At 74.2% G+C, this 21,463-nt stretch carries 16 protein-coding genes; 8 read left to right on the top strand and 8 right to left on the bottom strand.

The window, feature by feature from the left end:
• Positions 1-162 precede the first annotated feature (162 nt).
• The 3 genes from WMF33_RS44145 (at position 163) to WMF33_RS44135 (ending at position 3,187) form a co-directional block, all read left to right on the top strand.
• Entirely contained in the window at positions 163-1,269 is a 1,107-nt protein-coding gene (locus WMF33_RS44145) for a M50 family metallopeptidase (protein WP_061624635.1), read from the top strand.
• 25 nt (positions 1,270-1,294) lie between these two features.
• Positions 1,295-2,278 (top strand): hypothetical protein, encoded by a 984-nt coding sequence (locus WMF33_RS44140; RefSeq protein ID WP_437334199.1) that lies wholly within the window; start codon positions 1,295-1,297, stop codon positions 2,276-2,278.
• 186 nt (positions 2,279-2,464) lie between these two features.
• Positions 2,465-3,187 carry a hypothetical protein gene (locus WMF33_RS44135; RefSeq protein ID WP_437334198.1) on the top strand — a complete coding sequence of 241 codons (723 nt, stop codon included), beginning with the start codon at positions 2,465-2,467 and terminating at the stop codon, positions 3,185-3,187.
• Between the two features lie 230 nt (positions 3,188-3,417).
• Here the strand turns inward: WMF33_RS44135 and WMF33_RS44130 are convergent, their stop codons facing one another.
• Complete coding sequence (locus tag WMF33_RS44130; protein WP_437334197.1) at positions 3,418-5,139, bottom strand: cyclic nucleotide-binding domain-containing protein; 1,722 nt, start codon at positions 5,137-5,139, stop codon at positions 3,418-3,420.
• Between the two features lie 296 nt (positions 5,140-5,435).
• On the opposite strand from WMF33_RS44130, the gene WMF33_RS44125 reads away from it, so the two are divergent.
• Positions 5,436-5,765 carry a hypothetical protein gene (locus tag WMF33_RS44125; protein ID WP_437334196.1) on the top strand — a complete coding sequence of 110 codons (330 nt, stop codon included), beginning with the start codon at positions 5,436-5,438 and terminating at the stop codon, positions 5,763-5,765.
• Between the two features lie 173 nt (positions 5,766-5,938).
• Positions 5,939-7,015, top strand: a complete 1,077-nt coding sequence (locus WMF33_RS44120) for a hypothetical protein (RefSeq protein WP_437334195.1) — start codon at positions 5,939-5,941, stop codon at positions 7,013-7,015.
• Positions 7,016-8,828: 1,813 nt separating this feature from the next.
• Here WMF33_RS44120 and WMF33_RS44115 read toward each other — a convergent pair.
• Positions 8,829-12,299: a DNA translocase FtsK 4TM domain-containing protein gene (locus tag WMF33_RS44115; protein ID WP_437334194.1), complete on the bottom strand. Its 3,471-nt coding sequence runs from the start codon at positions 12,297-12,299 to the stop codon at positions 8,829-8,831.
• A 479-nt stretch (positions 12,300-12,778) separates the two neighbouring features.
• On the opposite strand from WMF33_RS44115, the gene WMF33_RS44110 reads away from it, so the two are divergent.
• The 3 genes from WMF33_RS44110 to WMF33_RS44100 all read left to right on the top strand — a co-directional run bounded on the left by WMF33_RS44110 (position 12,779) and on the right by WMF33_RS44100 (position 17,205).
• Positions 12,779-14,383, top strand: a complete 1,605-nt coding sequence (locus WMF33_RS44110) for a hypothetical protein (protein ID WP_437334193.1) — start codon at positions 12,779-12,781, stop codon at positions 14,381-14,383.
• Positions 14,384-14,657: 274 nt separating this feature from the next.
• Positions 14,658-15,803, top strand: a complete 1,146-nt coding sequence (locus tag WMF33_RS44105; RefSeq protein WP_437334192.1) for an FHA domain-containing protein — start codon at positions 14,658-14,660, stop codon at positions 15,801-15,803.
• Between the two features lie 37 nt (positions 15,804-15,840).
• Positions 15,841-17,205 (top strand): L,D-transpeptidase, encoded by a 1,365-nt coding sequence (locus tag WMF33_RS44100; protein WP_437334191.1) that lies wholly within the window; start codon positions 15,841-15,843, stop codon positions 17,203-17,205.
• Between the two features lie 268 nt (positions 17,206-17,473).
• Here the strand turns inward: WMF33_RS44100 and WMF33_RS44095 are convergent, their stop codons facing one another.
• From WMF33_RS44095 to rph, 6 genes are all read right to left on the bottom strand, one after another.
• Positions 17,474-17,812 (bottom strand): ATP synthase F0 subunit C, encoded by a 339-nt coding sequence (locus tag WMF33_RS44095; protein ID WP_061622327.1) that lies wholly within the window; start codon positions 17,810-17,812, stop codon positions 17,474-17,476.
• Between the two features lie 290 nt (positions 17,813-18,102).
• Positions 18,103-18,873, bottom strand: a complete 771-nt coding sequence (gene atpB / locus WMF33_RS44090; RefSeq protein WP_437315976.1) for a F0F1 ATP synthase subunit A — start codon at positions 18,871-18,873, stop codon at positions 18,103-18,105.
• A 203-nt stretch (positions 18,874-19,076) separates the two neighbouring features.
• Positions 19,077-19,541: an ATP synthase subunit I gene (locus tag WMF33_RS44085; RefSeq protein WP_437334190.1), complete on the bottom strand. Its 465-nt coding sequence runs from the start codon at positions 19,539-19,541 to the stop codon at positions 19,077-19,079.
• Positions 19,531-19,905: an AtpZ/AtpI family protein gene (locus WMF33_RS44080; RefSeq protein WP_437334189.1), complete on the bottom strand. Its 375-nt coding sequence runs from the start codon at positions 19,903-19,905 to the stop codon at positions 19,531-19,533. The genes WMF33_RS44085 and WMF33_RS44080 overlap by 11 nt, the downstream gene beginning before the upstream one ends.
• A gap of 113 nt (positions 19,906-20,018) precedes the next feature.
• Positions 20,019-20,642, bottom strand: a complete 624-nt coding sequence (gene rdgB / locus WMF33_RS44075) for an RdgB/HAM1 family non-canonical purine NTP pyrophosphatase (RefSeq protein ID WP_437334188.1) — start codon at positions 20,640-20,642, stop codon at positions 20,019-20,021.
• On the bottom strand, positions 20,639-21,412 hold the full coding sequence (gene rph / locus WMF33_RS44070) for a ribonuclease PH (RefSeq protein WP_061622322.1): 774 nt from the start codon (positions 21,410-21,412) through the stop codon (positions 20,639-20,641). The genes rdgB and rph overlap by 4 nt, the downstream gene beginning before the upstream one ends.
• Between the last annotated feature and the right edge of the window lie 51 nt (positions 21,413-21,463).

Raw genomic sequence — 21,463 nt, 5'->3', positions numbered from 1 at the left:
TCTCCGGCGGGCTGGACCGCCCGGAGCGCCGCCCTGCCGCCGCGGGGGTCGGGGGAGAGCGCCCGGACTCCGCCGTGGGCGGCGGGATCTTGCCGGGGCAGGCGTGCGGGGCGGACATCGGGCGCGTGCGGATGCGCCCCACCCTGGTTAGACTAGCCGGAGATGGTCGGCTGGTATTTCGTAGGCATCCTCGGGCTCGCCCTGCTGATGGTCGTCCACGAGGGAGGGCACTACCTCGCCGCGCGCGCCTACGGCATGCGCGTCCTGAAGTTCTCGATCGGCTTCGGCCCCACCTTCTTCAAGGTGGTCCCGAAGGACGGGTACTTCTGGTTCACGACCGCCGCGGACAAGGTCCGCGTGCGGCTCTGGCGTCACGACCCGGTGAAGCACGGCCCCACCGTGTTCCAGGTCGCGATGATCCCCTTCCTCGCGTACGTGCAGATCGCGGGGATGAACCCGCTCGAGGAGGTCGACCCCGAGGACAAGGGCAGCTACGCGAACGCGAGCCTGATGGGCCGGATCGCCGCGATCTTCGCCGGTCCGCTCGCCAACTACCTGTTCGCGTCGGTCCTCTTCTTCGCGAGCCTGATGACGGGGGGCAAGCCCTACCGCCTGACGGACATCGGCGTGGTCGCCGGGATGCCGGCCGCGGCGGCCAACCTCAAGGACGGCGACCGCATCGTCGAGATCGACGGAGCCCCGGTCAAGGACTGGGAGAAGATGGCGGAGATCATCTCCCGCAGCCCCGGCCGCCCGCTCGACATCGTCGTGGAGCGCGCCGGCGAGCGCGTCCAGGCCCAGGTCACCCCGGTGAACGAGAACGGCGCGGGCAAGATCGGCGTGATGGCCATCGGGCCGATCCAGTCGGCGCCCGTGACCGCGAAGGAGGCCGCGGTGCTCGCCGTGACGAAGCCGCCGAAGGTCGTGCAGAGCCTGGTCGTCGGGCTCGGCCAGTACCTGACGGGCAAGGTCGAGGGCGAGCTCGGGGGCCCGAAGCGGATGATCGAGGAGACGGCGCACGCGGCCAAGCGCGGGTGGGCCGAGGGGCTCGAGTTCCTCGGCCTGCTCTCGGCCTACCTCGGCGCGTTCAACCTGATCCCGTTCCCGGCCCTGGACGGCGGCCGGCTGATGTTCCTGTTCTACGAGGCCGCCACGCGGCGCCGGCCGAACGCCCGCATCGAGGCGCACATCCATCTGGTCGGCGTGTTCATGCTGATCGGGCTGATGCTCTACGTCACCGCGAACGATTTCGGCCTCGGGTCGAAGTAGCGCCGAGCCCGCGCCTCCCCGTGGCATGAGGTATCCCGCGCGGGCTCCGGCGCCGGCCGGGCGGCTCGCCCGCGCGGCGGCGTGCCTCTCGCTCCTCGCGCTCGCCGGCGAGACGGGGGCCGCGCTGGCCGCGCCGCCGGGTCCGGGCGCGTGGTCCGACGAGGAAGAGCAGGCCGTCTTCGACGTCCCCGCGCCCCCGACGCTCCCAGGGCTCACGCTGCGCGATCCGACCTTCACGTTCGAGTACACGGCGGCCGCGATCGAGCCCGAGGCGACCAGCCAGGCGGGCGGCAGGACCGCCTATGCCTGGTACTCGCACGGCGAGATGGAGGTGCCGCTCGTCCCCCGCAAGTGGTTCGTCGGCGCGGTGCACGACAGCGCCGCCGCGAGCGTGCCGGGGGTCGGTCGGTCGATCTTGCTCGGGAGCCCCGAGCTCTACGGGCGGGGCGTCTGGTCGAGCGTGCGCGGGCTCGCGTCCGGGGGAGGCTTCGGCATCGTCCTCCCGGTCCCGCGGGACGTCTCGCCGGCCGAGGCCGAGGTGCTGCGGACCGCGCGCGTGGTGCGGCCGTGGGACGAGACGCGCTTCCGGGAGCTCACGCTCACGTTCCGCCCCTGGTTCGACATGCGGCACATCACCGGGCCGTTCATCTTCCAGCTCCGGCAAGGCATCGACTGGTCGCTGGTCGTGCGCCGCCTCCGGTCCGACGAGCGGCGCACCGACATCTCGGCATACACCGCGTTCTACTTCGGCTACCGGCTCGCCCCGCCGGTCGGCGTGGGCCTGGAGGTGTGGGAGGTCTACCAGCTCACGCAGGACCTGAAGGATGACAAGCGCGCGACGTTCGCTATCTCGCCGAGCATCCGCTTCATCCTGGCGAACGTGCAGCCGGCGCTGAGCGTGCTCTTGCCGATCGCGACCCCGCTGCGCGGCGACGTCGCCTGGTACTACGCCGCGCGGCTCAGCGTCGGGTTCACCTTCCCGACGGATCGTCCGCGGGCGCGCCGGTGAGCCGGTGAGCGGGCCGCGCGCTCGCCGGGCCCGCGCTCGCCGCGCGTGCGGGGAGGCTACTAGGAGGATCGGCCCCCCGCCGCCGCGGGCCCGGGCGCACCCCGGCGAGCGCGCTCCCGCGGGCGAAGGTGAGGGGATCTCGTTCGAGCGCGTGCATCCAGCGCGGCCGCTGGGTACCCTGGCGGCGTGGTCATTGCGGCATGGCTCCGGCGCGGTCTGGTTCTCGCGGCGCTCCTCGCGTCGACCGGCTGCGCGACCCAGCTCGTCAGCCTGAACGAGGGGCCGCGCGAGTACGTCGCGACGGACTACGAGAACGTGCTGCGCGCGTGGACGCGCACGGAGCACCTGTTCGCGCTCTCGGAGCTCGACAACTTCCTCACCGCCACCGCGACGTTCGAGTCGTGGGACTTCCGCTGGGCCTACGTGGCCCGCTACGCGCAGGACTACCGGCTCACGATCGAGCAGCGGCAGAAGCTGCTCGAGAGGACGCTCGAGGAGACGCGCCAGCGCCACCAGTTCTTCGTCGCGATCTTCGGCGGCGAGCGCAAGTACAACGACCTCTCGACGCCGAACAGCGCGTGGATCGTCCGGCTGATCGACGACACGGGGAACGAGACGGCGCCCGAGGAGATCGTCGCGATCCCGAAGCCGAACGCGCTCGAGCGGACCTACTTCCCGTACAACACCGTGTGGCGGCAGGCGTTCCGCATCCGCTTCCCGCGCGCGACCGCGGAGGGCAGGCCGACGATCTCGCCGAGCGCGAAGTGGTTCGGGCTCCGCTTCGCCGGGGCGCAGGGCAACAGCGAGCTCGTCTGGCAGCTCAACGACGACGAGGAGCCCACCGAGGAGGCCGCCCCGCTGGAGCAGGAAGCGGCGAGACCGCTGCGCCCCGTGAGAGGCCGGCTCTAGAGCGGCGCCACCCGCTTCGGAGACGGGCCCATCTCGACGTTTTCGGTGCTCAGCGCACAGGAGTGCGCTTCCGCGCCGAAAACGCCGAGCTGGACCCGTCTCCTGTGCGGGTGACCGCCGCTCTGAAATCCAGGAGCGACCCGGCGAACCGCTCGGGGCCTCGGGCGCGCGGCGCTCGTGACGGGCGGGCGATGCGGCGGGCCGCCCTGCGCGGCGCGGCCCGCCTTCGGTCAGCTGCGCTGGGCGTCCAGCGAGACGGACTGCGCGAGGATGGAGAGCAGCTCCGGCGTGCTCTCGAACAGCTCGCGCAGCGCCGGGTGGTCGACGATGAGCACGAGCGCGCCGGTCCCGGCCGCGCGCGCGATCGCCGGCGCCGGCTGGCCGCCGAGCAGCTCGGAGGCGAACAGCAGCTCGCCGGGCCTGGCGGCGCCGGCGAGCTCCTGCGTCCGCTCCGCGACCAGCTCCAGCGTGCCGGCGCCGACGATCACGAGGCCGGGCATCGGATTGCCGGCGTGGATCAGCGGCTCGCCGGGCTCCAGGCTGCGCAGGCGGAGCCGGCCGAGGACCCGGCGCAGCAGCGTCTCCTCGAGCTCGCCGAGCGGCCCCATGGTGACGCCGGCGAGCGACTGGAGCCGGTCCGCGACGGCGCGCAGCTCGTCGAGCACCCAGGGGCAGGTGCGGAGCGCGTTGTCGATGGTCGCCTGGTCCCAGATCGCCACCCGCGCGCCGCGCGCGCCGGCGACGACGCGCAGCGGGATGCCCTCCTCGAGCGTCCCGCGGGACGGCACGAGCGCCCTGATGGCGGCGTGCTCGGCGGGCGCATCGACGATGGTCGCGCACACGGCGGCGCTGCCGCTGAGCACCAGCGCTGCCCCGTAGACGGCGAGCTCCTCGTCGGGCGCGAGGTCTTCCACGTGCGCCGCGAGCGCGAGCTCGTCGTGCATCTCCTCGGGCAGGTCGGCGAACGCCTCGACGTGCTCGAGGTCGCGGCCGGTGAGGGGCGCGGCGCCGGCGGCGGGCGGCGAGGCGCTGGCCGCTTCCGGCTGCGGCAGATCCGGCGCCTGCTCCGGGTCGAGGTCGGCGGTCGCGACCGTTCCCTCTCCCAGCGGCGAGCCGGGCGGCGGGTCGAGCACGATGGCGGCGAGGTCGATGGTCTCGCCCGCGTCCGGTGCGGGCCCCTCGACCGCGAGCGCTCCGGGCTGCGCCGCGTCGGTCACGAAGGGCTGCGACGCATCGGTCGACAGGGACGCGTCGCCCGCCGGCAGCGGCTCGACGGCGGTCGCCTGGGTCGCGGGCTCCTCCACGAGCGCGATGTCCGCGTCGTCGAGCAGCTCTTCTTCCGCCGTGGGCTCGGCGGTCGCTGCATCGAGCTCGAGCGGGCGCTGCGCCGGGTCCGCGGCGCCGCCGGAGGCGGGCTCGTCGAGCGGCGGACCGGCCTTCGCCTGCAGGTCGTCGCCTTGCGCCGCCGCCTGCGGCGCGGGGAAGGGGCTGTCGAGCCGCGACGACGTCGGAGCGTCGAGATCGCTGTCGGAGAGCTCGATGACGACGGTCCCATCGGGCGTCGAGATCGGGGAGGGCTCTTCCGTGCTCGCGGCAGGCTCGATCGTCGTTGCAGGGATGGCGGCCGCGCCGGCGCCCTTCGAGATGACGTCGTCGGCGGAGGCCCCGAGGTGCCCGGGCGGCTCGCTTCCGGAGGGCGTGGCTGCGCGGGCGCGCGGCGCCGCGGGTACCTGCGGCGCGGGTGCCTGCGGCGCGGGTGCCTGCGGTGCGGGTGCCTGCGGCGCGGGTGCCTGCGGCGCGGGCGCCGGCGGCGCGGGCGCCGGCGGCGCGGGCGGCCGCGCGGAGATCGGCTTCCGCTTGAGCGCGAGGTCGAGCGGTGCTGCCGAGGTGACGACCTCCTCCTCATCGCCCGCCTGCGGCGTCGAGGGGGGCCGGCGAGCCACGAGGTACATGTCGCCGCTCGGCGTTATCGTCTCCTGAAGAGGCCGAGGCGGCGCGGCGATCTCCGCGTCGTCGGACCAGGGGTCGAGGATCGGCTCGCGAGGTTTCCTTCTCGAGCCGGCCGTTGCGACGGTGGGAGCGGCCGTCTCTGTGCGGGCTGGGGCGGGCGTCGGGATCGGAGCCTCGACGAGGATCTCGCCGATGTCATCGTCCGGCGCGTGCACCTCGGTGAGCGCTGCGGGGCTCGGGGCGTAGGGCGGCGTCGAGGGCGGCGGCGGCGCGGCGGAGGCGAGGGGCGCGAGCGGCGGTGCGGCTGGCGGCGGCGCAGAAGGAGCCGGCGCTGCGGGCGGCGGCGGTGGTGGCGGCGCAGCGAGCGGCGACGGCGCTGCGGACGGCGGTGGCGCGGCCGGCGGCGGCGCGGAAGGAGCCGGCGCTGCGGGCGGCGGCGGTGGTGGCGGCGCAGCGAGCGGCGACGGCGCTGCGGGCGGCGGCGGTAGTGGCGGCGCCGACAGCGGCGACGGCGCTGCGGGCGGCGGCGGTAGTGGCGGCGCCGACAGCGGCGGCGCGGCCAGTGGCGGCGCGGAAGGCGACGACGCCGCGGGCAGCGGAGGCGGAGGCGCAGCAGGCGGCGCCATAGGCGGCGGTGCGGCCAACGGCGGCGCCGACGGCGACGGCGAAGCAGGCGGCGGCGCCATAGGCGGCGGTGCGGCCGACGGCGACGGCGCAGCAGGCAGCGGAGGTGCAGCGAGCGGCGGCAGCGGCGCGACGGGCGGCGGCAGCGGCGCAGCGTGCGACGGAGGCGCGGCGGAGGTGAGCGTGGGTGCTGGCGGCGGCGCCGGCGGAGGCAGCGTCGGCGGGTGCGGCGGCGCGACGGGCGGCGGCGGCAGCGGCGCAGCGGAAGGGATCGCGGAAAGCGGCGGAGGCAGCGTCGGCGGGTGCGTCGGCGCGGCGGGCGGCGGCAGCGGCGCAGCGGAAGGGGCCGTCGAAAGTGGCGGCGGCGCCGGCGGAGGCAGCGTCGGTGGGCGCGGCGGCGCGGCGGGCGGCGGCAGCGGCGCAGCGGAAGGGGTCGCCGAAAGCGGCGGCGGCGCCGGCGGAGGCATCGTCGGCGGGCGCGGCGGCGCGGCGGGCGGCGGCAGCGGCGCGATCGACGGCGCCGACGTCGGCGTGGCCAGTCCCTGCGTGGGTGGGGGCGTCGCAGGTGACGGCGGCGCTGGGGCTTGCGCGGCAGGTGGAGGCTGCGGGCGCGGGGGCGCGAACGACGGCGGCTGCGGGCGCGGGGGCGCGAGCGGCGGCGCCGCCGCCGGCCCGAAGGACGGCGGCTGCGGCGGTGCCGGCGGCGGCCCGAAGGACGGCGGCTGCGGCGGCGCCGACGGCGGCCCGAAGGACGGCGGCTGCGGCGGCGCCGACGGCGGCCCGAAGGACGGCGGCTGCAGCGGCGCCGACGGCGGCCCGAAGGACGGCGGCTGCGGCGGCGCCGACGGCGGCCCGAAGGACGGCGGCTGCAGCGGCGCCGGCGGCGGCCCGAAGGACGGCGGCTGCGGCGGCGTCGACGCGGGCGCGGCGATTCCTGGTGCGGGCGGTGAATGCGCATCCGCGATGAGGCGCGGCGGCGGTGGAGCACCGAGGCTTGCTGCCGGAAGCGGGGAGGACGTCGACGAAGGCAGCGGCACCGCTGGCGGCGGCTCGCTCGTGGGGTGCGCCGCGGCGGGGCGCGGGGGCGGCGGGGGCCCCATCGTGGCGTCGGCCCGGCCACGATCCGGCAACGACGCCAGGGTGGGCGGCGGCTCCGGAAGTCCCGGCGCAGGGGGAATGCGGGGCGGGGCCGATGACGGCCTGGGCGAAGCTGCCCGCGGCACGACCGGCGGCGGGAGCGGGGCGGGCGGCTGAGCGCTCTGCGTCCTGGTCTGCGCCGCGAGCGAGTGCGGGTCCGGGGCGCTCTGCGGCCTGAACGACGGAAGCCCTGGCGGTGGAGGCGGCGGTGGGATCGCGCTCGCTGCCGGCGGGGCAGCCAGCAGAGGCGCCGGTGGTGGTTGGCTCCGATAAAGCGCGCCGGCCTGGGCGTTGGGCGCCGCCGGCGGGGGGGCCGAGGGGGCCACCCGCGCAGGCGGTTGTGCGGACGGTGGGTCGAGCCGTTGATGCGGGTATGCGGCGGCCGGCGGCTGCGGATACGGCGCAGCGGGCGGCTGCGGATACGGCGCAGCGGGCGGCTGCGGATACGGCGCAGCGGGCGGCTGCGAGCGCGGCGTCTCCGGCCCGAAGGAGGGCGGCGGCTGCGCGGGCGGCGCGGGCGGCGGGAGCGCGCCGCCGGGAGCCTGCTGCGCCGCCCGCTGCGCCATCGGCGGCGGGGGAGGCGGCGGTTGCGGCGCGCTGCCCTGCGAAGCCCCGGCAGGCGCAGGAGAAAACGGCGCGATCGGCCGGTCCGCCGCGGCCGGCCCCTCCGCTGTGCCCGGGAGGAGCCGCGGCGACGGCCGCGACGGCACCTCCAGGCGCTCCGCCTCGGCGGCCAGCTCCGGCTGCGAGAGCGGCTCGAACAGGTCGATCTCGATCGAGGGCATCGAGGCGCGCAGCTCTGCAGCGAGCGAGATGCGGCGGCGCCAGGTCTGCTCGTCGGACGGCGGCGCTTCGTCCTCGTCGTCGGCGGGCGGGGACGGCGCGTCGTCCTCGCTGGCGATCGTCTCCAGGAGATCGGGATCGCTCGGCTGCCCGACCTCCGAGGCCATCACCTCCTCGAGCGCCGTCGCGCACAGCCCGAGCTCCGAGGCGCGGAACGGCTGCCCGGCCGCCCCCGCCGCATCGGCCGCGCGCCGCAGCCACACGATGGCGTCGCGCCGCTCGCCGCGCGCCCACAGCGCGCTGGCCGTGGAGATCCCCCACACGACATCTTCATCGTCATTCGGGTGCGGTTCGGGGAGGGCGACCACGCGGTTCGCCATGAGCAACACCACCTATCACAGGCCCCACTGCGGCCGTTTACCCATGATACCGAGCGAGCCGACGTCCCGGATCGAGCGTCGCGCGAGCCCCGCGGCGCGGAAAGCCGCGCCACCAAGAGCTTAGCCGCGCTGGATACGGCACGTACAAATTACGATACTGATGTCGCTTTCGGCCGCCTCGTCGCCGCGGGGGGCCGGCGCGACGCCCCCATGGAAGGAGGCGACCGCCGCGCGCTCCCGCCGGGGGCGGTCGGCCAGCTCGCCGGCCGCCGGCTCGGGAGGCGCTTCGCCGCGCACGGCAGCGGCGCGCGTCACCCGCCGCCCCGCTCAGCGCCGCGCGCTCAGGTGGATCGCCGCCCGCCCACGCGCCGCGGCGGGCACCCCAGGACCGCCGCGCGACGGCACATCTCGTCGACGCCGTCCCGCGAAGCCGCCTCTCCGGGCATGCGTCTCGCAAGCCAACCGATGAGCGTCAGCCCCGCTGCGCGGGCGTCTGCGGGCATCGTCCCTTCTTTCAGGAGGCTCGCGATCTGAGCGATCAGACGCGTGCGCGTTTCCTCAGGCGCCATCCTGCGTGCTCCATGAAGCATTCGAACGGGAAAGTCAAAAGAACCGCGATGCTAGCGCGCGGCCTCGGCGGCGGAAAGGTCGGCGCTGTGCTCTCCTCCACATTCGATCGGGACCGCGCGTCCTAGTCGACGGCTCGACGGCTCGGCGGCGTGCCAACACGCGCTGCGAAGCGGCGTCAAGATAAATTTGCGCGCGGGTCAGATCGGCGCGATGAGCACCTCGCGATCCTTGGCGCCGTTCGCGGGCCCGACGAGCCCGCGCTTCTCCATCGCCTCGACCAGCTTGGCGGCGCGGTTGTAGCCGACGCCGAGCTTGCGCTGCAGCCACGAGGTCGAGCAGCGCCGGGTGTCGGCCACGATCCTCACGGCGGCGTCGTACATGGGATCGGCCTCGGCGTCGGAGGTGTCGGGCTCCTCGCCCTCCTCGTCCCGGGGCCGGAGGATCGCCTCGTCGTAGACCGGCTCGCCCTGGAGCCGGAGGAAGTCGGTGATCTTCTGGACCTCCTCCTCGGAGCAGAACGGGCACTGGACGCGCCGCGTCTCGTTCGAGCCGTTCATCTTGATCAGCATGTCGCCGCGGCCGAGCAGGTGCTCTGCGCCCTGCTCGTCGAGGATCGTGCGGCTGTCCACCTTCTGCGCGACGCGGAAGGCGATGCGCGTGGGGAAGTTCGCCTTGATCATGCCGGTGATCACGTCGACGCTCGGCCGCTGCGTCGCGAGGATGACGTGCATGCCGGCGGCGCGCGCCTTCTGCGCCAGCCGGGCCACGCTCGCCTCCACGTCCTTGCCCTGCTGCATCATCAGGTCGGCGAACTCGTCGACCACGATCACGATGAACGGGATCTTCTCCGGCAGCGCCGCGTCGGAGCCGTCCTTCGCCGCGTCGACCTCCACCTCGAGCCCGTCCGCGCCGATCGCGGTCACCTTGGCCGGGGGCTTCGGCGGGCGCGCCTCGCCGCGGTGCACGCGCTCGACCCACGCGTTGTACGTCGTGATGTTCTTCGTCCCCGCGTTCGCGAAGAGCTGGTAGCGCCGCTCCATCTCGTCGACCGCCCACTTGAGCGCGTTCGCCGCCTGCTTCATGTCCGTCACGACCGGCAGGAGCAGGTGCGGGATGCGGTCGAAGGGCGCGAGCTCGACGACCTTGGGATCGATCATCAGGAGCCGGAGCTCGTCCGGCGTCTTGCGGAAGAGCAGGCTCACGAGCATCACGTTGAGCCCGACGCTCTTGCCGGCGCCGGTCGCGCCCGCGACGATGACGTGCGGCATCGACGCGAGGTCGGCGAAGTACGGCGTCCCGATGATGTCGCGGCCGAGCACGCACGGCAGCGGCGCCTTCATCTCGACGAAGCGGCGATCCTCGACGAGCTCGCGCAGGTTGACGGGCAGGCGGTGCTCGTTCGGGATCTCGAAGCCGATCCGGTTCTTCCCGGGGATGGGGGCGACGATGCGGACCTTGCGCGACAGGCCGAGCGCGAGGTCGTCCGCGAGGCCCGCCACCTTCGAGACCTTGGTGCCGGCGGCGGGCGAGACCTCGAACGTCGTGACCGTGGGCCCGGGGTGGATCTCCTCGACCTTGCCGCTGACGCCGTAGTCGGCGAGCGTCTTCTCGAGGAGCTGCGCCGTGGCCTTCAGCTGATCCGCGTCGAGCTGGAGGCGCCCGCCCGCGGGCACGTCGAGCATGTCGGTCGACGGCAGGCGGAAGCCCTCGCCGGTGGCCGGGACGACCTTGACCACCGCGGGCTTCTCGCTGACGAGCGCGCGGCTCGTGTCGACGATCGTCGGCGCGCGCGGCGCGGCGCCCTGAGGCCGCTCCGGGCCGCCGGCGGGAGGAGGCTCGCGGTGGGCCGCCCGGGCATCCGGCTCGCGCGGCTCGCGGGCGGGCACGTCGCGCGGCTCGCGAGCGGGCAGGTCGCGAGGCTCGCGGGCCTCGCGAGCGGCCGCGTCGCCCGGCTCGCGGGCGGGCACGTCGCGGTGGGCGTCCGGCTCCCGCGCCGGCAGCCCGCGCACCGGCAGGATGGGCGACGGCGTGGGCACGTCGACCGCCTCCGGCTCCGCGAACGCGCTGTCGTCGTCGTCCGACTCGAAGGCCGCGGGCTCGACCGCGTCGTCCTCGTCGAGCTCCACCTCCCGCTCGACGATCCTCTCGACGAGGTGCGCCTCGCCCGCGAACGGCGACTCGTCGCTGTCCTCCAGGGCGTCGGCGTCGCGCGGCCCTGCGAGCGCCGCGGCGCGCCGTCGCGCAGGCCGCCGCGGCTCGACGGCGCGCTGCGCCCGTTCGCGCGGCTCGGCGGCGCGCTGCGCCCGTTCGCGCGGCTCGGCGGCGCGCTGCGCCCGTTCGCGCGGCTCGGCGGCGCGCTGCGCTCCTTCGCGCTCCGCTTCCTCGGTCAGCTCGACGAACCGCTGCGCGCCCCCGCGCGGCCCGGCGCCGTGCAGCGCCGCCTCGCGCGGCGCATCGCTCTCGGGCGCCTCCTCCTCCTCCTCCTCCGGCTCGGCGCCGTGGACGACCACCTCGTGCGCCTCGCCGCCGCGGGTCACCACCTCGTGCGCCTCGCCGCCGCGGGTCACCACCTCGTGCGCCTCGCCGCCGTGGATCACCAGCTCGCGCGGCTCGGCGCCGTGGATGACCACGTCGTGCGCGTCGCCGCCGCGGACCGCCGGCTCGCGCGCCTCGCTCCCCTGCGGCGCCGCCTCGCGCGGCTCCTTGGCCTGCGCCTTCCTCCCGCGCCGCGGCTTCGGCGGGGCCGCGGGCTCCTCGGCGGCGGCGCTCAGCGGCGCGCTCTTCCAGAGATCGAGCGCCGGCGCCTCGGCGTGGGCCGGCTCGACGGGCGTGGTCCTCGCGGCGGGGTCGGAGAGCGGCTCGTCCGCGTCGTCGGCCAGCGCGGCGATGATCGCGTCGGGGCTCGAGTTGCGCGCGATGATCGGCGGCGCCTCCTGCGTCGAGGCGCCCTCCCGCCGCTCCAGATCGCGCGCCGCGGCCCACGCCCCGAAGAGCGCGCGCGCCCAGCCGGCGACGCGCGCGGCGATGGCCACGGCGAGCTGCTCGGCCCGGTGCGCCAGCTCGATGAACGAGAACGTCGCCCGGCCCATCAGGATGAGCGCGACGATGGTGAGCCCGATGATGTACGACCCGATGTTCGAGAAGAGCGCGCGCAGCACCTCCCCGAACAGCTCGCCCACGGCCCCGCCGAGCGGCATCGCGCCGAACGCGACCGCCCGCGGGAACGCCACGTGCGCGAGCGCCGCGAGCACGATGACCACGACGATGTCGCCGCTCAGCCGGAACAGGCTCGCGATCGAGCGCTTCGCCCCGAGCAGCGGCATCGCGAGCAGCGCGAGCTCCAGCGGGACGAACCACGCGATGACCCCGACCGCCTGGACCGACGCTCCCGCGAGCGCCGCGCCCACCGGCCCCACCCAGTCGTCGCCCGAGACCTCCGGGCGCAGCGGATCCGCGCGAAACGACGCGAGTGCGAGGGCGCTGTACAGGGCGGACACCAGGAGGACCAGCGCCGCCGCATCCCGGGCGTAGCTGTGTCCCGGCGGCGCGGCAGGGCCCGAGACCCCCGTCGGGCTGGTCCGTGCGGCGCTGCGCACCCCGGACCGCAAGGGCTCGCCAAGGCCGGCGGCGGGCTGAGCACGGCGAGGAGCGAACAAGGGGACGTTCATGCCTACCTAAACCTACCTTGCTCACATATGCGCACTCCACCCCGGGGGCAAGAAGTCTGGGAGGTCTGAGTAAGGAGGGAAAGCGCCGTACGGAAACGGAAAAACAGCCGGGCAGCGGAAGCGGACGGGAAGCAACAGGAAGCAACAGGAGGAAACTGGCGCTTTCACGCGCTTCCGTGCACCGTCACGCACGCCTGAGCTCGCCAGGAGCACGGGGACTCGAGCGGCCTCCAGGCCTCGGCGGGCGAGGCGGGAGGCTGGGAGGGGGAGGGAAGATGGAGGAGAGGGGGGACAGAGGGGAGGGGAGGGGGGACGGAGGGGAGGGAGGCACGGAGAGGGGGCGCCTCCGAGGGCGCCGCCGCGCTGGAGTTCCAGCCGGATTTCGCGCAAACTTTGTCCTCGCTCCCTTCTTCCCGCCCTTGAAATTCTTTCAAACAGAGCGCTGCGGGCGGTACCATCCCGACCCTCCTGGGACGTGCATGGAAACTGTCGAACGAGCAGGGCGGCGCGTCGGCGCTGCGGGCCTTCTTGTGCTGTGCCTCGCGACCGCTGGCGTGGGGCTCGCGACGAGCGGGTGCCGCGTCAATGAGAACGACATCCACCGGTGGGAGACCACGGCGCACGGGCCCGACAAGCTCAGGGCGGTGTTGTTTCACGACAAGTACGACAACTCGCTCCGCATCGAGGCGGCCACGTCGCTCATCCGCATGAAGCCGCGGCAGGGCCGGCGCGTGGGCATCGGCATCATGGTCGAGACCCTCGCGACCATGGCCCCGGAGGCGAGGCAGTCGATCGTGGCCGCGCTCGTGCCGTCCATCATCGCCGAGCTGAGGAAGCCGCCGCCCGTCGCGCCGCCCGGGCAGCCCCGCCCGGTGGACACCTCGTTCCCGTACAAGGACGCCGCGTACGCGATGCTCACGTCCGATCGGACCGTGATCATCGCGGACGAGGCGCTGAAGGAGGGGCTCAAGGCCGCCCTCATCGACTGGGCGATGGCGGACTTCGAGCACCGGCTCGAGGACCGCTCGCAGGCCTACGGGATGGAGCAGCTCCTGCGCTTCATCGGCCCGCCCGCGGTGGCCGGCCTGCCGAAGCTCATGACGCGCGAGGCGAAGCGGCTCGACCAGATGGCGTCGCTCGTGGCCGAGTACGGCGACCCACAGGCGAAGGAAGCCGCCTCGGCGAACCTCGTCGCCATCGCGAGGTTCGTCACCTCCAGCGAGTGGGTCGACGCGAAGAAGCCCGAGCTCCAGGCGGCGAACGCCGCGTCGAAGATCACGCCCACCGAGAAGCAGTTCGAGGCGCAGCTCGCGCAGTACCAGGAGGAGGAGCTCTTCCGGGTCTTCGGCTCGATGAAGAAGCTCGGCGGCAGGCCGTCGGTCGACTTCCTCCTCGGGTTCGCGGCGGACAAGAACCAGCCCGAGAAGCGCCGCCAGGCCGCCCTCGCCGCGCTCGAGGGCCGGCTCGACCGCAACAACCCGAGCGACATCCAGCGCATCCTCGAGATCGCCACCGCGGACGCGCCCGACGCGGTGCTCGATCAGGCATTCCGCCGCGTCGGCGAGATGCCGCGCGAGCTCGTCGTCGAGAAGCTCTACGGCCTGTTCAAGACCGACAAGTGGAAGATCCGCCGCGCCGCCGCCGCGACCATCCTGAAGATGTCGACGGTGAAGCACATCGACGAGTTCATGAGCAGGCTCCCCGACAGCAAGGGGTTCGCCATGCCCGAGGCGCTCACGTACGGCGCGTCGTTCGGCGACCTGAAGGAGGGCTCGCCCCTCGAGGCGCTGAAGAAGCACTTCACCGAGGGCCCGGCGCCGGTGCGCACGAGCGCGATCGCCTATTACTTCACCTTCGGCACGGCCGCCGATCTCGCGGCGGTGAAGCCGCTCGAGGGCGACACCACCCGCGCGCCGGTCTGCGGCGCCGATCCGGACTGCAAGTGGGCGTGCGAGGTGCAGAAAGAGGGGTCGAACGAGCGCGAGCTCAGGGACGTGAAGACCGTCGGCGAGTTCGTCCAGTACTGCATCGAGCCGGCCATGCAGGAGAGGAAGCCGGAGCTCGAGAAGGGCGAGAAGAAGTGACGCGAGCGCCGGCGCAGCACGCGGGATCGTCGGGCGATCCCGCCGCCACGAGGGCGCGCGGCGCGCCCCTCGCGCCGCGCTCCTGCCACGGCGCGGGGCGCGGCGGGGGCGCGCGCTTCGCGGCGAGCCGCGCGCGCGCTCCTCGGATCTCGCGCGGCCATGGTCGCGATCGCAGCGCGCCTTCGGCGCGGCCCAGAGGCATCAGGTGCTTGCAGGGAAGAGGCCGGGAGGACGCTTCCCAGCGCAATTCATCCTCCGTTATCGTTGGGTAGAGATGAGCGCGGATCCGAACAAGAAAAGCGCACGGACGTTCCAGTGTCGCGATGTCCTTTGGGAGACGTTCGAGCAGATGGCGCGCGAGCTCGAGTGCTCCATCGACTACCTCATCAACGAGTCGATGAAGCAGTACGCGCGGCAGCGAAGCTACAGCCCGCGCACGCCCTTCCCGCCGCCCGCGAGGGTCGACGCGGCGCCCGGCTCCGGGCACCAGCCGGTCCCGCACGCTCATCAGCCCAGCGCGGTGCCTCCGGCCGCGACGCCCCCGCCGCCCGGGCTGATGACGCCCGGCTCGCCGCCGCCCTTCGGACCGCCGGGTGGGCCGCCGATGGTCGCCCTGCAGCAGCAGCCGCCCGCGGGGGCCTACGGTGCGCCGGCCGGCGCGCCTGCCTATGGCGCGCCCTCGCCGCCGTACGGCGTGTCCCCCGTGGGGCCCGTGCCGACGCCGGTGCCGGCGTTGACGCCGCCGCCGCCGCCGGGGCAGGTCCGGCCGGGCGCGCCGCCGCCGCCGCCGCCGCCGCCGGGCAGCAGCAGCGCCGGCGGGAAGCGGCCCAGCCTGCCCGTTCCGCCGCCGATCCCGGGCCGCGTCGGCGGCCCGCCGCCGCCGCCGACCAGCGTGACCCGCCTCGGCGCGCCGCCGCCGCTCCCGTCGCAGGCCACGAACCCCGGCGGGCGCCAGAGCATGCCTGGCGCCGCCGCGAGCCGCTCGGGGCCGCCGCCGCCGCTGAGCAGCGGCGCCGGGTACGCCACGCCCATCGCGCCGCCGATGGCGCCGCCGCCGTACGGCGTGCCGCCGCAGGCGGCGGCGAGCGTGCCGGGCCCGCCGCCGATGAACATGGCGATGCCGAACCAGGTCCCCGCGGGCCCGGCGCTCGCCGCGTTCTACGCGGGGCAGCGGTTCGTGGTGAACAAGGACCGGTTCATCATCGGGCGCGGCAAGCAGTCGAGCGATCTGACGATCAAGGACCCGAACGTGTCGCGCCAGCACGCCATGGTCGAGTTCCTGAACGGCCAGTACTACATGGTCGACATGGGCTCGACGAACGGCGTCGAGTACAACGGCCAGCGCATCGCCCGGAAGGCCATCGTCGAAGGCGATCTCTTCCGGATCTGCGATCACGAAGTGCGCTTCTCCTACCGCTGATCGCGGCGGTCCCGCGTCTTCCGCCGGAGCTCGCACGATGACGAAGCGTGGAGGCGCCGCCGCGGGCCTCGTGGAGCTGCCCCGCGGGGCGCTGCTGCGGCGCGTGCGCCGCGTCGCGCTGAGGGCCGTCGCCGCGGCGGTCGGCCTCGGCGCGATGATCTGGGGCGGCGCGGTCCTCGCGTCGCAGCTGCCGCCGTGGGTCGCGGAGGGCGACGCTCCGCTGCCGGCGTGGGTCAAGAGCGCGCGCGTGCTCAAGCGCGATCAGCCGCTGTTCGAGGCGCCGGGCGAGAACCCGCGCCGGCGCGGCTCCGTCGATCGCAACGTGCAGCTGCCCATCTTCGCGGCCCGGCGCGACGGCGGCTGCCTCGGTCGCTGGCTCGAGGTGGGGGCCGCGGCCTGGGTCTGCGACGACGCCGTCGAGCTCTCCGCCGCGGGTCCGATCAGCCCGCTCGTGCGCACGTGGCGCGAGATGCCGGACGGGCTCCCGTACCGCTACTACTTCGTCGGCCCCGACGGGTCGTTCGGCTACCGCCGGGTCGAGGCGGCCGACATCGACGCGCCGGACGCGCAGCTCGAGCCCGGCTTCGCGGTGGCGATCGTCGAGGAGCGGGCGCTCGGCGGGTCGCGCTACGGCCGCACGAACAGCGGCCTCTGGGTGCCGATGCGCGATCTCGGCCCGGTGCGCGCGTTCGCCTTCCACGGCGTGGATGTCCCTCCGGGCGCCGCGGAGATCGGGATCGCGTGGGTCGTGTCCGAGCGGGCTCCGCTCTTCACGCGCACGGCGGCGGGCTTCGCGCGGACCGAGGAGAGCAAGGCGCGGTTCGAGGTCGTCTCCACGCTCGAGGAGGCGCAGGGCGCCTCGGGCAAGCTCGCGCGCATCGCGGACGGCGACGCGGCGACGTGGATCTCGCTCCGCGATCTCCGGCGCCCGTCGGTGGCGCCGCCGCCGCCCGAGGTCGACGCCGAGGCGGGCGAGCGGTGGATCGACGTCGAGCGTTCGACGCAGACGCTCGTGGCCTACGAGGGGCGTCGCCCGGTGTTCGCGACGCTGGTCTCGACCGGCAAGGGCGCGCCCGGGTCGTCGCGCGCGACGCCCGCCGGCACGTTCCGCATCTGGGCCAAGCTGCTCACCTCGGACATGGACAACCTCGAGGACGAAGGCGCCGACCGCTATTACCGGATGGAGGACGTCCCCTACGTGCAGTACTTCTCCAAGGGGGTCGGGCTGCACGGCGCGTTCTGGCATCGCTCGTTCGGCCAGGTGCGGAGCCACGGCTGCGTGAACCTGGCCCCGCTCGACGCGCAGCGGCTGTTCTGGTGGACCTCGCCGCGGCTGCCCGCCGGCTGGACGGCGGTCCTCCCCACGGCGCACGAGGCGGGCACCGTGGTGCGCGTGCGCTAGCGCCGGGGCGCGACCTGCGGCGCGCGCGACGGATCGCGCAGGCCGCGGCGCGCGCGACGGATCACGCAGGCCGCGGCGTGCGCGACGGATCACGCAGGCCGCGGCGTGCGCGAGCCGATCCGCGAACGCCGCGGCATCGATGGGTCTATGCGCAGGAGATGGAGGGCGCGCACAGGCGAGGTCCCATCGAGGGGGCGCTCGGCCGGCGCAGCGGGAGGGGAGAAAGGAGCAGCGGAGCCGGGCCCGGTGGGGCGCGGCCGGCGCTGGCTCAGAGGGCGATCTTGCCCTGGAGGAAGAAGGCGATGACCCAGGAGAGGAGCACGAGCGACTCGATGAGCGCCAGGCCGAGGATCATCGGGGTCTGGATCCGGGCCGCGGCGCCCGGGTTCCGGGAGATACCCTCGAGGGCGGCCGCAGCGGCGCGACCCTGGCCCATGGTGCCGCCGAGGGCAGCGATGCCGATCGCGAATCCGGCAGCGACGGCGAGCCACGAGTTCGCGTCGTACTTGTTCGACGCCGCGCCATCCTGCGCCAGCGCCATAGCGGGAACCAGTACCAGCGCAGTGCCGACAACGGCGGACAGCGACAGCTTGCTCTTCAGCGACATCCGAATCTGCTCCTTTCAAGCCACACAGCCCGCGGGGCTGCATGCGTACATCTGCGTGGGTCGGGGGCCGCGCGGGCGGCACCCCCTCGAGAACCGGGGATCGCTCCCGGGACCTCTTCGACTGCTCGGTAGGGGACGCGCTCGTGCAGTCCACCCACCGCTCTGGGGCAACCCATCGACAGCGGGGCCCCTCTAATCCGATTTTCGAGGGCTGGCTAGCCTTCTCTTCACCTCCAGCGCCGTTCTCCTCGGCGCCGGGTGATGCCTGATCGAGCGGTCAGGCGAAGCGATCAGTGATGGTGGTCCGCCTTCTCCGTCGCGAGCCCGATGTAGATGCAGCTCAGCAGGCAGAACACCAGCGTCTGCACGACGATGACGATGATCGCCAGGAACATCAGCGGCACCGGGACGAACAGCGCGACCAGCCCGAGGAAGATGCTCGCCACGAGGTGGTCGACCCCGATGTTGAGCATGAGCCGGATCGAGAGCGTGACCGGGCGGACGCAGGTGGAGATGACCTCGATGGGGAAGATGAGCGGCGCCAGGTACCACTTCGGCCCGGCGAGGTGGGCGATGTAGCCCCAGCCGTTCTCCTTCAGCCCGTAGTAGTTGAAAAGGACGAACACCACGACGGCGCACCCGATCGTGACGTTCAGGTTCGAGGTCGGCGGGTTCACGCCCGGGATGAGCGCCGACGCGTTCGAGAAGAAGATGAACGCCGCCGAGCCCCCGATGAGCGGGAAGTACCGCTTCGCGTTCTCGGGCCCCATCACGTCCCGAGCCATGCCGTAGAAGTAGCCGAAGAACGCCTCGAAGAACGTGCGCAGCGTGAGCTTGTCCTCCGGGACCACGGACTCGTTCAGGCGCCGGTACTGCCCGCGCACCTCGCTCGCGAGCAGCACGAACAGCACCATGATGAGGAGGCTCATGAAGATCGGCTCGGTCCCGCGGTAGTCGACCGTGTGGTGACCGATGAACGTCTTGCCGATGTTGCGAGCGTTCTCCCGGAGTCCGGGGAGCTGCGCCAGGAGGTACGTGAGGAACCCTGTATGCTCAGGCATGGCTTTCGTCGTCGATGCGCGGCGCCGACGGCCGCGCGGCTGTGCCGGGACGGCCGCGCGCGCCGGCGCGCCTTGGGGGAGTTCGCCCTCGGTCGAGGGGCCTCGCCTCTACCACAACTCCTTTACGGTGGGCACCCTGGAGCGCGCCGACGCGCCGCCGCGTCGCGCGGGTCGCTGGCGGCGGCGCCGGCCGACGCGGGAGCTCAGCCGCGAGCGCCAGGGGGGGCTCCGTCGGCCGGGGGCTTCGGCCCGAACAGCGTCCCCAGGGTGATGCCGACCACGAGCGAGGCGTAGCCGACCATCAGCGCGACCCCCGAGACGAACTCGGTCTTCAGGACGAGCCAGACGCCGCCCATCAGGCCGAGCAGCTTGATGATCGCGATCAGCGTCCACGACACGGTGCGGCCCCTGCGCGAGAGGAACGCGTCGACGATGCGCGCGAAGACGTACAGGTTCGCGGTGGCGATGGCGCCCCCGATGCCGACGCCGAGCGCCGCGCGCACGCCGTACGCGAGCAGCGCGGCCACGGCCAGGACCGCCGCGGTGCCGGCCACCCAGCGGAGCACGGCCCGCATGGTCGCGTCGCCGACGCCGGGCTGTCCGTCCGCGTCGGGCTCCTCGTGCGGCGGGCCGCCGTCGCGCGTCCCGGGGCTTCGCTCAGCGCTCATCGTGCTCCTTCGCGGGCTGCCGCTCGTCGGGGTAGGGGACCACGTCGATCGAGTCCGCCCGGCCGTTCCCGTGACCGCTCGCCGCGCGCTCGTCCGCGAGCGCCTTGCGGTCGTCGAACATCGGCGCGGGGTTCCCCTGCTCGCGCTCCTCGCGCGCGGCCGCCGCCTGCATCTCCCTCCACGCCCGGTGGACCGCCTTGCCGGCGGCGCCGAGGCCGAAGAAGAACCAGAGCACCGCGAGGTACGGCTCGGTCCCGAGCTTCGCGTCGAGCCAGCGGCCGATGAACAGGCCGACCAGGATGCAGAGCACCACCTCGAGACCGACGGTCCCGTAGCTTCCGACGGCCTTCCAGTCCTGCTTCATCAGGGGATCCGATCACCAGGCAGTACCTGGGTGCCTCGGGTCGCGATTACAAGCGGTCCCGGACGGGGTCAACCGCCGTCGGAGCGCTCCGACGGCGTCGCGCGTCGCGCCTGCTACCGCCGCGCGATCAGCGCCTCCAGCGCGGAGCGCATCGCCTGCGCCGCCTCGCCGCGGTGGCTCACGCGGTTCTTCTCGGCCTCGCCGAGCTCGGCCATGGTCCGTCCGTACGCTTCCACGACGAACAGCGGGTCGTAGCCGAAGCCGCCCGAGCCCTTGGGCTGCCTGGCGATCCACCCCTCGCAGCGCCCTTCGGTGACGATGGGCTGCTCCGCAGACCGCGGATCGAGCAGGACCATCACGCAGCGGAAGCGCGCTCGACGCTGGTCGTCGGGCACGTCCGCGAGCGCCGCGAGCAGCGCCGCGTTGTTCTCCGTGTCGGTCGCGTGCTCGCCGGCGAAGCGGGCGGACCGCACGCCCGGCCGGCCGCCGAGCGCGTCCACCTCGAGCCCCGAGTCCTCGGCGAGCGTCACCAGGCCCGACCGGAGCGCCCCGGCGCGCACCTTGAGGAGCGCGTTCTCCAGGAACGTCGCGCCGTCCTCGACCACCGGCGGCGCGTCCGGCAACACCTCGGCCAGCGAGCGCACCTCGATCGGGAGATCGGCGAGCAGCGACCGCAGCTCCGCGAGCTTGCCCCGGTTCGAGGTCGCGGCGAGCAGGCAGAGCGGCTCTCGGCTCACGCGACCCTCCAGTGATCGGTCTGGAACAGCGCCGCGAGGTCGACGCCGGCGTCGCTCAGCGCGCGGTGCTGCGCGCTCGCGAGCGACGCCACGCCCGCGAGCGCGAGGTCGATCATGCGGTCGAGCTCCGTCCGGGGGATGGCCTCGTCCTCGGCGGTCGCCTGGACCTCGACGATCGCGCCGACCGCGGTCGCCACGACGTTCATGTCGACGCGCGCCGCGCTGTCCTCCGTGTACACGAGGTCGAGGGCGAGCCCGCCCGGGAGGTGGCCCACGCTGATCGCCGCCACCTGATCGCGGAGCGCCGGCCCCTTCAGCGACCCGGCCGCCCGCATCCGGTCGAGCGCCAGCGCGAGCGCCACGAACCCGGCGGTGATCGACGCGGTCCGCGTGCCCCCGTCCGCCTCGAGGATGTCGCAGTCGATCGCGATCGTCTGCTCGCCGAGCTGCTTCATGTCGATCGCCGCGCGGAGCGCGCGCCCGATGAGCCGCTGGATCTCCTGCGTGCGCCCGCTCGGCGCCTTGCCCCGCCCGTCGCGCGGCTCCCTCCGGGTCGGGCTCGATCGCGGGTGCATCTGGTACTCGGCCGTGAGCCAGCCCGCCCCCTTGCCGATCATCCACGCGGGCACGGTGGGCTCGACCGACGCCGTGCAGAGCACGACCGTCCTCCCGGCGCGGTAGAGGACGGACCCCTCCGCGTTGCGGTGGAACCCGAGGATCATCTCCACCGGGCGGTGGACGTCGAGGGCGCGGCCGTCAGGGCGATTCACGAGGGCCGCCTTAGCACAACTCGGGCGACGCACGGGCTCGCGTCGCGGCGG

The organism is Sorangium sp. So ce394 (genome assembly GCF_051474665.1).
In the GTDB taxonomy this organism is placed as follows: domain Bacteria; phylum Myxococcota_A; class Polyangia; order Polyangiales; family Polyangiaceae; genus Sorangium; species Sorangium cellulosum_D.
This window is presented reverse-complemented; position numbering and strand designations above follow the sequence as displayed.